Source organism: Xanthomonas sp. DAR 80977 (genome assembly GCF_041240605.1).
Classification (GTDB): Bacteria; Pseudomonadota; Gammaproteobacteria; order Xanthomonadales; family Xanthomonadaceae; genus Xanthomonas_A; species Xanthomonas_A bundabergensis.
The window spans coordinates 548,917-560,000 of the sequence record NZ_CP162487.1; the positions used below are offsets into that span (position 1 = coordinate 548,917).

The 11,084-nt window shown below is 71.8% G+C and carries 10 protein-coding genes (1 of these 10 running past the window's edge); 6 read left to right on the plus strand and 4 right to left on the minus strand.

The annotated features are described in order from the left end of the window. Positions 1 to 44: 44 nt before the first annotated feature. The 3 genes from coaBC to AB3X10_RS02500 are packed head-to-tail and all read left to right on the plus strand — an operon-like array spanning position 45 to position 4,147. Positions 45 to 1,319 (plus strand): bifunctional phosphopantothenoylcysteine decarboxylase/phosphopantothenate--cysteine ligase CoaBC, encoded by a 1,275-nt coding sequence (gene coaBC, locus AB3X10_RS02490; RefSeq protein ID WP_369978793.1) that lies wholly within the window; start codon positions 45 to 47, stop codon positions 1,317 to 1,319. Then, positions 1,316 to 1,786, plus strand: a complete 471-nt coding sequence (gene dut, locus AB3X10_RS02495; protein ID WP_369978795.1) for a dUTP diphosphatase — start codon at positions 1,316 to 1,318, stop codon at positions 1,784 to 1,786. The genes coaBC and dut overlap by 4 nt, the downstream gene beginning before the upstream one ends. A 15-nt stretch (positions 1,787 to 1,801) precedes the next feature. Further along, positions 1,802 to 4,147, plus strand: coding sequence for a phosphomannomutase/phosphoglucomutase (locus AB3X10_RS02500; RefSeq protein ID WP_369978797.1), 2,346 nt, complete (start codon positions 1,802 to 1,804; stop codon positions 4,145 to 4,147). A gap of 474 nt (positions 4,148 to 4,621) precedes the next feature. Here the strand turns inward: AB3X10_RS02500 and AB3X10_RS02505 are convergent, their stop codons facing one another. Together AB3X10_RS02505 and pyrE are read right to left on the minus strand one after the other, a co-directional pair. After that, the gene (locus tag AB3X10_RS02505) at positions 4,622 to 5,239 is read right to left on the minus strand and encodes a hypothetical protein (RefSeq protein WP_369981606.1); all 618 of its coding nucleotides are present in this window, start codon (positions 5,237 to 5,239) and stop codon (positions 4,622 to 4,624) included. 69 nt (positions 5,240 to 5,308) lie between these two features. Beyond that, complete coding sequence (pyrE, locus tag AB3X10_RS02510) at positions 5,309 to 5,968, minus strand: orotate phosphoribosyltransferase (protein ID WP_369981608.1); 660 nt, start codon at positions 5,966 to 5,968, stop codon at positions 5,309 to 5,311. Between the two features lie 134 nt (positions 5,969 to 6,102). On the opposite strand from pyrE, the gene AB3X10_RS02515 reads away from it, so the two are divergent. The 3 genes from AB3X10_RS02515 to AB3X10_RS02525 all read left to right on the plus strand — a co-directional run bounded on the left by AB3X10_RS02515 (position 6,103) and on the right by AB3X10_RS02525 (position 8,514). Continuing rightward, positions 6,103 to 6,903, plus strand: coding sequence for an exodeoxyribonuclease III (locus AB3X10_RS02515; protein WP_369978799.1), 801 nt, complete (start codon positions 6,103 to 6,105; stop codon positions 6,901 to 6,903). After that, entirely contained in the window at positions 6,900 to 8,216 is a 1,317-nt protein-coding gene (locus AB3X10_RS02520) for an AmpG family muropeptide MFS transporter (protein ID WP_369978801.1), read from the plus strand. Before AB3X10_RS02515 ends, AB3X10_RS02520 begins: the two co-directional genes overlap by 4 nt. A gap of 70 nt (positions 8,217 to 8,286) precedes the next feature. Beyond that, positions 8,287 to 8,514, plus strand: a complete 228-nt coding sequence (locus tag AB3X10_RS02525) for a hypothetical protein (protein WP_145706592.1) — start codon at positions 8,287 to 8,289, stop codon at positions 8,512 to 8,514. Between the two features lie 39 nt (positions 8,515 to 8,553). On the opposite strand, the gene AB3X10_RS02530 is transcribed toward AB3X10_RS02525, so the two are convergent. Further along, positions 8,554 to 9,684: an anhydro-N-acetylmuramic acid kinase gene (locus tag AB3X10_RS02530; protein ID WP_369978804.1), complete on the minus strand. Its 1,131-nt coding sequence runs from the start codon at positions 9,682 to 9,684 to the stop codon at positions 8,554 to 8,556. An 89-nt stretch (positions 9,685 to 9,773) separates the two neighbouring features. Then, positions 9,774 to 11,084 carry the 3' portion of a peptidoglycan DD-metalloendopeptidase family protein gene (locus AB3X10_RS02535; protein WP_369978806.1) on the minus strand. 159 nt of this gene lie beyond the right edge of the window, so the window shows 1,311 of its 1,470 coding nt (coding positions 160-1,470); its start codon lies off the right edge, out of view; its stop codon occupies positions 9,774 to 9,776.

Below are 11,084 nucleotides of genomic sequence, written 5' to 3' on the forward strand. Positions count from 1 at the left end.
ATCGGGTAAGCTAATCGTTCTTGCATGGGTAGGACATTCCCGACGTGACCGGTACTTTCGAGGGGCCCCTGCAGGGGCGGCGTGTGCTGTTGTGTGTGGGCGGCGGCATCGCCGCCTACAAGGCGCTGGAGCTGGTGCGGCGGCTGCGCGAGGCGGGCGCCGAGGTGCAGGTGGCGATGACCGCCGGCGCGCAGCAGTTCGTCACTCCGCTGAGCTTCCAGGCGCTGTCCGCGCACCCGACCCGTACCAGCCTGTGGGACAGCGCCGCCGAGCAGGCGATGGGGCACCTGGAGTTGGCGCGCTGGGCCGACCGCGTGGTGGTGGCGCCGGCCACCGCCGACCTGCTGGCGCGGCTCGCCCACGGCCTGGCCGACGACCTGGTGACCACGCTGTGCCTGGCGACCGCCGCGCCGCTGACCGTCTGCCCGGCGATGAACCACCGCATGTGGCTGCACCCCGCCACCCAGGCCAATGTCGCCACGCTGCGCCAGCGCGGCGCCAGCGTGGTCGGGCCGAACGACGGCCCGCTGGCCGAGGGCGAATCCGGTCCCGGGCGCCTGGCCGAGCCGGAGGAGATCGTCGCCGCGCTGGCCGCTGGCCGCGCCGCGGCCGCGCATGCCCCTGCCGCCGCCGCGGCGCCCGCGCCGGTCGCCGCCGGCACCGGCGGCACCGGCGCGTTGAGCGGCCTGCGCCTGCTGATCAGCGCCGGCCCCACCTACGAGGACCTGGACCCGGTGCGCTACCTCGGCAACCGCAGCAGCGGCAAGATGGGCTATGCCCTGGCCGCCGCGGCCGCGCGGCAGGGCGCGTCGGTGGTGCTGGTCAGCGGCCCGGTGCACCTGCCCACGCCCGACGGCGTGCAGCGCATCGACGTGCGGTCGGCGGCGCAGATGCGCGAAGCGGTGCTGGGCGCGCTGCCCGCCGACATCTACATCGGCACCGCCGCGGTCGCCGACTACACGCCCAGGCAGGTCGCCGCGCAGAAGATCAAGAAGAGCGGCGAGATGCTGACCCTGGAGCTGGTGCGCACGCCCGACATCCTGGCCGAGGTCGCCGCCCAGACCCAGGCGCTGAAGCTGGTGGTCGGCTTCGCCGCCGAGACTCACGACATCGAGCGCTACGCGCGTGGCAAACTCAACGACAAGCGCCTGGACCTGATCATCGCCAACCAGGTGGGGGTGGCCGGCAACGGCTTCGAGAGCGACCACAATGCCGCCACCGCCTACTGGCAGGCGGGCGCACGGAGCTTCCCGGCCGTGCCCAAGGCGCAACTGGCCGAACAATTGCTGGACCTGATCGCGGAGCGACTGCACGCATGACCATCCCGACGCCGTATCCGCTGCAGGTCAAACTGCTCGACCCGCGCTTCGGCGACAGCTGGCCGCTGCCGGACTACGCCACCGAAGCCAGTGCCGGACTCGACCTGCGCGCGGCCACCGAGGCGCCGCTGACCCTGGAGCCGGGCGATACCGCGCTGATCCCCAGCGGGCTGTCCATCTACATCGCCGATCCGCAGCTGTGCGCGGTGGTGCTGCCGCGTTCCGGGCTGGGCCACCGCCACGGCATCGTGCTCGGCAACGGCACCGGCCTGATCGACGCCGACTACCAGGGGCCGCTGCTGATCAGCGTCTGGAACCGCGGCCGCGAGCCGTTCACCATCGCCCCTGGCGACCGCATCGCGCAGCTGGTGGTGATGCCGGTCGTGCGCGTCGCCCTGCAGGTGGTGGATACTTTCGCCGACAGCGCCAGGGGAACGGGTGGATTCGGCCATACCGGAGTGCGCTGACAGGGGATCGTCTGCATGAGCGAGGCAACACAACGGCGCCCGGCGCCGGAGGGTTTGCGCAAGGCGGCGCCGCTGCTGGCGGTGCTGCTGGCCATTCTGGCCGCCTGGTTCGGCTGGAGCGGCGTGCAGCAATGGCGCTACGAACACAGCGCCACGGAACTGGTGCAGGCGCGCGATGCGGCGGTGGCGCAGACCGCGCAGGCGCTGGCGGTGGCCGGCAAGCGCTTCGCCGAGCAACTGCGGCGGCCCGCGCTGCAGGCGGCCCTGGCGCGCGGCGACGCGGCGGCGGCCACGCAGGCGCTGCGCGAGGGCTGGAAGGAGGCGGAAGACGCGCAGGTGCTGCCCGGCGACCTGGGCGCCGGCTACGCCGACCTGGACGGGTTCGGCTACGGCCGCATGGCGCTGCTGGAAAAGGCGCTGTTGACCAATGCGGTCGCCAGCGCGGTGGTGCGCGACGGCGGCGGGCCGCGGCTGGGGCTGGCGGCGCCGGTGACCTTGACCACCGGCGCCGGCGTCGCCTACCTGCGCCTGCCGCTGCGCGTGCTGACCGCACCGGTGGCGCAGGCCGCGGTCCCGGCCAGCGGCTACCTGGCGCTGCGCCAGGGCAGCTACGACGTGATCGGCGCCGGCGATACCAACCTGGCCGACCATGGCGACGCGTTGGCGCGCCCGATCGGCACGAGCGGGCTGCGCGTGGTCGCGGCCTTGCCCGATGCCGACACCGGCCCGCTCGGCCTGGACGCGCTGCCGAGCCTGGTCGTCGCCGGCCTGCTCGGCTTCCTGGCCCTGGCGGTGCTGCTGGCCGCGCGCGGGCGCCTGCCGCGGCCGCGCCGCGCCAAAGCCGCCGCCGGCGCCGGCGACGGACAGGAACCCACCCTGCGGCAGAGCCTGCAGCACCAGGAACCGCCGCCGCCGCCGGCGCTGCCCGAGGGCGAGGCCACGCCGGCCAGGACGGTGCCGGCGCTGACCGTGCCGGCCGGCATCTTCCGCGCCTACGACATCCGCGGCGTGGTCGGCCGCGACCTCAGTCCGCAGGTCGCGGCGCTGATCGGCCAGGCGATCGGCGCGGTGATGCAGGAGCAGGGGCTGAACGAGGTGGTGGTCGGCCGCGACGGCCGCCTGTCCGGGCCGGAACTGTCGGCGGCGCTGATCGAAGGCCTGCGCCGCGCCGGCTGCCACGTCACCGACATCGGCCTGGCGCCGACCCCGGTGGTGTACTTCGCCAGCTTCCACCTGCGCGCGGGCAGCTGCGTGGCGGTGACCGGCAGCCACAACCCGCCGGAGTACAACGGCTTCAAGATCGTGGTCGGCGGCGAGACCCTGTCCGGCGCGGCGATCGCCGACCTGTACGCGCGCATCAGCGAAGGCCGCCTGCCGAGCGCCGCCGAGCCGGGGCGGCTGGAGCAGCGCGACGTCGGCGACGACTACATCCAGCGCATCGCCGACGACGTGCAGCTGGACCGCCCGCTCAAGGTGGTGGCCGATGCCGGCAACGGCGTCGGCGGCGAACTGGCGCCGCGGCTGCTGGAGGCGATCGGCGCGGAGGTCATCCCGCTGTACTGCGACGTCGACGGCACCTTCCCCAACCACCACCCCGATCCCAGCGAGCCGCACAACCTGGAAGACCTGATCCAGACGGTGAAGCGCTTCGACGCCGACCTGGGCATCGCCTTCGACGGCGATGCCGACCGGCTCGGCGTGGTCACCAGGGAAGGCACGGTGATCTACCCCGACCGGCTGCTGATGCTGTTCGCCGCCGACGTGCTGCAGCGCAATCCCGGCGCGCTGGTGATCTACGACGTCAAATGCACCGGCAAGCTGTCGGACTACGTGCTGCGCAACGGCGGCAGCCCGATGGTGTGGAAGACCGGACATTCGCTGATCAAGGCGAAGATGCGCGAGACCGACGCCGAACTGGCCGGCGAGATGAGCGGCCACTTCTTCTTCAAGGAGCGCTGGTACGGCTTCGACGACGGCCTGTACGCGGCGGCGCGGCTGCTGGAGATCCTGGCGCAGCGCGAGGAGAGCCCGTCCGAGGTGCTGGCCGAGCTGCCCGACAGCGTGTCCACGCCGGAGATCAAGCTGCCGCTGGCCGACGGCGAAGACGCGCATGCGCTGGTCGCGCAGCTGGTTGCTGCCGCGCAACAGGAAGGCTCGGCGTTCGCGGGCGCGCGGCTGCTCACCATCGACGGCCTGCGCGCCGACTATCCCGACGGCTGGGGCCTGGTGCGCGCGTCCAACACCACGCCGGTGCTGGTGCTGCGCTTCGAGGCCGACAGCAACGCCGCGCTGGAGCGGATCAAGGACCTGTTCCGCAGCCAGCTGCAGGCGCTGCTGCCGTCGCTGGCGCCGGGGTTCTGAGGCGCTCGCCCGGCGCGCTGGCGCCGGGCGGGCATGCGCAATCCCGCAGCGCAGGGAGGGCCTCGGCCCGGCACCGTGCGTCGCCTGTGCCGTTCCGGCTTCCGGTCGCGGCTGAAGCCGCTCCTGCAGTGCACCCAGGCCGCTATCGCAAGGTCTTGCAGGAGCGGTTTCAGCCGCGACCGCATGCTGCAGCCGGCCAGGCATCCGGGCTTGATCCGTCGCGACTGAAGTCGCTCCCACAAGAGGCGCGAGCAGCGGCTGAGTGCAGCGTGGGAGGGGATTCGGCCCCGACTGCCTCCGCAGCCGGCCAGGCATCCGGACTCGTTCGTCGCGCCTGAAGTCGCTCCAACAAGGAGCGCGCGCAGCGGGCGAGGGACACTGAGGGAGGGGCTTCAGCCCCGACATCCCTGCCACCGCGGCAGTTCGCCGCCGCCGGGCAGCGCTTTCCGAAGGCGGCCCCGCCGCCCGCCGCGCTCAGCCGTCGGTCGTCGTCGCGGCCGCCGCCGTGCCCGGCCGCTTCGCCGCGCGATAGCGTTGCAGGGTGTCGTCGATTTCCTGGTCCAGGCCGAGCCGCTGCTGCTCGAAGTTCTGCTGCATGCGCAGCTGCCACAACAAAGCGCGATGCCGCTGCTGCACGTCCTCGGCGATCTTGCCGGCCACCTTCTGCCCGGCCAGCTCGCGTGCGCCGGCGTTGGCGAGCACCGCGACCAGGCCCTCGCGCAGGCTGTTGACGTTGTAGCGCGCGGTGTTGATGTTGTTGTCGACGATGCCGATGCGCTCGGAGAACACCCGGCGCAGTTCCTCTTCGGTCTGGAACGACAGCAGCATCGCCTGGTCGGTGCGCTTGCGCGTCTCCAGCGCCGCCTGGTCGGCGCGCTGCTGGGCGGCATCGGCGGCGGCCGCGGCGCGCTCCTCGGCGGTCAGCGTGCGGCCGACCGCGCCGCTGCGCATGCCGCTGGTGGCGTTGAATTCGTCGCGCGCCTGGTTCACCGCTTCCGGCGGCAACGCATCGCTGCACACGCGCTGCCCGCCCTGGTTCCAGCAGTACAGCTTCTTGGCCGGCGCCGGCTGTGCCGCGGCCGGCAACGCCATCAGCGCGAGCAAGGCCGGCAAGGCGCGGCCCCATGATCGGTGGATCGGCATCGTGGCAGCCCCCTGCTGTCAGCCTGACGGATCGCAGCCGTAGCGTGCCCGGTAGGCCAGCAGCGGTTCGCGGAAGCCGACAAGGTCCGCGTTTCCATCGATGAATGCAAGCAGGTCGCCCAGGTGCGCGACCGACACCACAGGAATGCCGGCCTCGGCCGCCACCGCCTGCGCCGCCGAGCGCCGGTCGTGCTCGCCGGCGATCTCCTGACGGTCCAGCGCGACCAGGATCGCGGCCGGGATGCCGCCGGCCTCGCGGATGATCGCCAGCGCCTCGCGGATCGCGGTGCCGGCGGTGATCACGTCGTCGACGATCAGCACCCGGCGCCCGGCCAGCGGCGCGCCGATCAGGCTGCCGCCCTCGCCATGGGCCTTGGCTTCCTTGCGGTTGAACGCCAGCGGCAGGTTGCGGTCGCGCTGCGCGTACTCGCAGGCCAGCGCGGTCGCCAGCGGGATGCCCTTGTAGGCCGGGCCGAACAGCAGGTCGAAGTCGAGCCCGGCGGCGTCGGCCGCATCGGCGTAGCACGCCGCCAGGCGCACCATCGCGGTCCCGGCATCGAAGCGCCCGGCATTGAAGAAATAGGGGCTGATGCGCCCGGACTTCAGCGTGAACTCGCCGAAGCGCAGCGCTTGCGCGTCCAGCGCCAATTGCAGGAAACGTTGCCGGTAGTCGGTCATTGGGGGCCGGGATTCGGGATTGGGGATGACGGGATTGGTGAAAGCATAGCCGGTCGCGGCCATGCAGCGTCCACGCATGGGGTACGCTTTCACGAATCCCCAATCCCCCAATCCCGAATCCCGGCTCTCCATCCATGCGCATCATCAGTTTCAACGCCAACGGCCTGCGTTCGGCCGCCACCAAGGGCTTCTTCGAGTGGTTCGCCACGCAGCACGCCGACGTGCTGTGCGTGCAGGAAACCAAGGCGCAGGAGCATCAGCTGGCCGGGCCGGCGTTCCTGCCGGAGGGCTACCGCGCCTGGTTCCGCGACGCCAGCACCAAGAAGGGCTACAGCGGCGTGGCCATCTACAGCAAGCGCGAGCCCGACGAGGTGCGCACCGCGCTGGGTTGGCCCGAGTTCGACGAGGAGGGCCGCTACCTGGAGGCGCGCTTCGGCAACCTGAGCGTGGTCTCGTTCTACATTCCCTCCGGCTCGTCGGGCGAACTGCGCCAGGGCTACAAGTTCCAGGTCATGGACTGGCTGCGGCCGATCCTGGCGGAGTGGCTGGCCAGCGGCCGCGACTACGTGCTGTGCGGCGACTGGAACATCGTGCGCTCGGCGCTGGACATCAAGAACTGGAAGTCCAACCAGAAGAATTCCGGCTGCCTGCCGGCCGAGCGCGACTGGCTCAACGGCCTGTGCGCCGACCGCGCCGAGGACGCCGACCCGGCCAGCGGTCGCGGCTGGGTCGATACCTACCGCGCGCTGCACCCGCAAGGCCAGGACTACACCTGGTGGAGCAACCGTGGCGCCGCCCGCGCCAACGACGTCGGTTGGCGCATCGACTACCAGTTCGCCACCCCGTCGCTGCGCGAGCGCCTGCAGGGCTGCGCGATCTACACCGCGCAGCGCTTCTCCGACCATGCGCCGTTCGTGGTGGACTACCGCGAATGAGCCAGGCCGCCTCCGCGCCGGCGTCCTACAAGGGCTGGGCCGGGATCAAGCGCGCCTTCGCCACGCCGTCGGCGGCGACGATGGCGCTGCTGGGCTTCGGCAGCGGCCTGCCGTTCCTGCTGATCGCCTCGCAGACCCTGTCCACGCGCCTGCGCGACGTCGGCCTGGACCTGGGCAGCATCGGCCTGATCAGCCTGGCCAGCTTCTTCTACCTGCTCAAGTTCCTGTGGGCGCCGCTGCTGGACCGCTATTCGTTCCCGCTGATCGCCTTCCTCGGCCGGCGCCGCTCGTGGCTGCTGGTGTCGCAGCTGGGGGTCACCATCGGCCTGGTCGCGCTGGCGCTGATGCGCCCGGAACTGAGCGTCGGCGGGCTGGTGCTGTGGGTGCTGGTCGCCTCCTTCGCCGGCGCCACCCAGGATTCGGTGGTCGACGCGTACCGGATCGAGATCGCCCCGGCGGCGGCGCAGGCCGCGCTCGCCGCGACCTACACCTTCGGCTACCGCATCGGCCTGATCCTGGCCGGCGCCGGCGCGCTGTACCTGGCCCAGTTCGGCGACTGGACCCTGGCCTACCTGGTCATGGCCGGGCTGATGCTGCTGCCGATCGCCACCACCTTGCTGTGCCGCGAACCGGAGGTGCCGGCGTCCACGGTGGTGCGCAAGATCGACGTGGTCGGCGCGTTCTGGCAGCCGATCTCCAGTTTCTTCACCAGCAATGGCCTGGCCTTGGGCCTGGGGCTGCTGCTGTTCGTGGGCCTGTTCAAGTTCCCCGACCAGGTGATCGGGGTGATGTCCGGGCCGTTCTACCTGGATTCGGGCTTCAGCAAGGCCGACATCGCCACCGTCTCCAAGCTGTTCGGGGTGTGGATGGGCATCGCCGGCGCGTTCGCCGGCGGCCTGGCGGTGGCGGCGTTCGGCTTCCGGCGCATGCTGTTCGTCGCCGCGCTGGGCGTGGCGCTGTCGAACCTGGCGTTCCTGCTGATGGCCCAGCATCCGGGGCAGATCTGGTCGTTCTACGCCGCGCTCAGCGCCGACAACCTGTTCCAGGGCTTCGCCGGCACCGTGCTGGTCGCGTTCATGTCCTCGCTGACCGACCGCAACTTCACCGCCACCCAGTACGCGCTGCTAGTGTCGCTGGCCAACCTGCCGGGCAAGTTCGTCGGCGGCGCCTCCGGCTACATCGTCGAGGCCACCTCCTACAGCACCTTCTTCGTGCTCAGCGCGTTCACGGTGATCCCGACCCTGCTGCTGCTGGCCTGGCTGTGGCCGCGGATCCGCGAACAACCGGCCGCGGCCGCGCCGCCGGCCGATTGAAAGCCCGCGGCGAGTTGCGGATGATGGGCGCCGGCGCATGGGGTGCGCCGCCGTCCGTCAGGGAGTCCGCATGACCGATCTGTTGTTGCGCGACATCGACCCCATCCTGGTCGACCGGATCCGCCGCATCGCCGTGGCCCGCGGCTGGACCCAGCACCAGACCGTGCTCAACCTGATCGAGCAGGGCCTGTTCGCCAGCGAGCACGAAGTGCGCAGCGGCTTCGAGAACCCGGAAGTGGACGCCTTGTCCGAAGCGATCGCCGCGTTGCGCGAACTGCCGGCCGGCGCCGGCTTCTGAGCCGCGCTTCGGCGCCCGTGGCGCGGGCCGCTGCCGCCGTCAGGCCAGGTGGATGGCACCCAGGATGCGCGGCCCGCGTGCACCGCTGACCGAAGGCAGGTTGCCGGGCAGCCCGGCGAGGGTCTGCCGCGCCAGCCAGGCGAAACCCATCGCTTCCACGTAATCCGGATCCAGGCCCCGCGCCTGCGTCGACAGCACCTGCACGCCGGGCAAGCGCGCCTGCAGCCGCGCCAGCAGCAGCGGGTTGTGCACGCCGCCGCCGCAGACCAGCAGTTGCCGGGTCGCCGGCTGCTGCGCCAGCAGCGCGTCGGCGACGGTGGCCGCGGTCAGTTCCAGCAGGGTCGCCTGCACCGCCGCGGCCGGATGCGCGGCCGGCTCCAGCAGCGCATCCACCCAGCGCAGGTGGAACTGCTCGCGCCCGGTGCTCTTGGGCGGGGCCAGCGCGAACCAGGGATCGGCCAGCAGCCGCTGCAGCAGGCCGTCGTCGACCTGGCCGCTGGCGGCGAAGGCGCCGCCGGCGTCGTAGGGCTGGCCCAGGTGGCGCAGGCACCAGGCATCGAGCAGCGCGTTGGCCGGGCCGGTGTCGAACCCGCGCACGTCGCCGTGCGCCGGCAGCAGGGTCAGGTTGCCGATCCCGCCCAGGTTCAATACCGCGCGGTCCTCGTGCGCCGCGCCCAGCATCGCCGCGTGGAAGGCCGGCATCAGCGGCGCGCCATGGCCGCCGGCGGCCACGTCGCGGCGGCGGAAATCGCAGACCGTGGCGATGCCGGTCAGCTCGGCGATGCGGTTGCCGTCGCCCAGTTGCCAGGTGAAGGCGGGATCGGCCAGCGGCCGATGGCGCACGGTCTGCCCGTGCGAGCCAATCGCGCGGACGTCGGCAGGGGCGACGCCGGCTTCCTCGAGCAGGCGCAGCGCGGCCTCGGCGAAGGCGATCGCCACCTCTGCATCGAGCCGGCCCAGCGTGTCCAGCGAATCGATCTCGCCGCCCTCGCTCAGCGCGATCAGCGCCTCGCGCTGGCGCGGCGCCCAGGCATAGGTGCGCCCCAGGCGCAGCTGCGCCTGGCCATCGGCGGCGAAGCGCACCAGCGCGGCGTCGATGCCATCGGCGCTGGTGCCGGACATCAGGCCAAGGAACAGGGACGCGTCGTCGATTGCGGTCGGATCGGGCATTGCGGGGCACCAGGCAGCGTCAGTAGCGCAGCGTGGGCGAGGGGCGGCGGCGCGTCAATCCGCGCCGCCGTGGCGTGCCGGTATGCGCCTCAGCCGGCGTCGCTGGACTGCGCCGGCCTGGCCGAGGCGACGCTCTTCTTCTTCTTCGCCGGCGCGTCGTTCTTGGCCGGTGCGGCGTCGGCGTAGATCAGCTTCTCCACGCGCTGGATGCGCGCCAGCGCCGGCGAGGTCTGCGCACGGAACGCGACCAGTTCCGCACCGGCCAGCGGCGTCGGCGGCGGCATCGTCACCGATGCCGGGTTGCGCTGCACGCCGTCCACGCGGAATTCGTAGTGCAGGTGCGGGCCGGTGGCCATGCCGGTCATGCCGACGAAGCCGATCACCGTGCCCTGGTTGATGCGCTGGCCGGGCTTGATCCCGCCGAAGCGCGACATGTGCCCGTACAGCGTGCTGTAGCCCTTGCCGTGGTCCAGGATCACCACGTTGCCGTAGCCGCGCTGGGTGCCGACGAACTGCACCCGCGCATCGCCGGCGGCCATGATCGGCGTGCCCGACGGCGCCGCGTAGTCGATGCCCTTGTGCATGCGCATGGTGCCCAGCACCGGATGCTTGCGCGCGCCGAAGGTCGAGCTGATCCGGCTGTAGGACACCGGCATGCGGATGAAGCTCTTCTTCAGCGGCCGCCCGCTGACGTCGAAGTATTCGGCCGGCTTGCCGTCGCGCTCGAAGCGGAAGCCGCTGTAGGTCTTGCCGCGGGTGGTGAAGGTCGCGGCGAGGATCTTGCTGGTGTCGATCCGCTCGCCTTCGCGCCAGGTCTCGTCCATCACCACGCTGAAGCGGTCGCCCGGCTGCAGGTCCTTGTCGAAGTCGATGTCGTACTTGAAGATCTCGTCGGTCATCGTCGCGATCGCCGACGGCGACAGCCCGGCCTTGCGCGCGGCCACGTACAGCGAACTGCTGATCTCACCGCTGATGACCGCGGTGCGGGTGCTGGTCTCGCGCTCGGTCACCTTCTCGCGGATGTCGTCGCCGAGCAGCGACAGTTCCACGCGGTGGGTGGCGTCGCGGTCGAAGCGGATCCCGCGCAGGCTGCCGGCCACCGGCAGGTCGAAGCCGATCTCGGCGCCGGGGCGCAGCTTGGTCAGCGCCTCGCGGGTACCCGGGTGATCGAGCACCTGATGCATCACCGTGGCCGGGATGTTCAGCTGTTCGAATACCGCGCCCAGGGTCTGCCCGGGCTGGATCCGCACCACCTGCCAGCTGTCGCCGGCCACGCCCTGCTGCTGGGCCAGCGAGATCGGCGGCAACGGCAGCGCCAGCGTCGCGTGCGTGGTCTGCAGCGGCACGTCGATGGCATTGGAGAAGCCGGGGACGATCGTGGCCACCAGCGCGCCGATGGT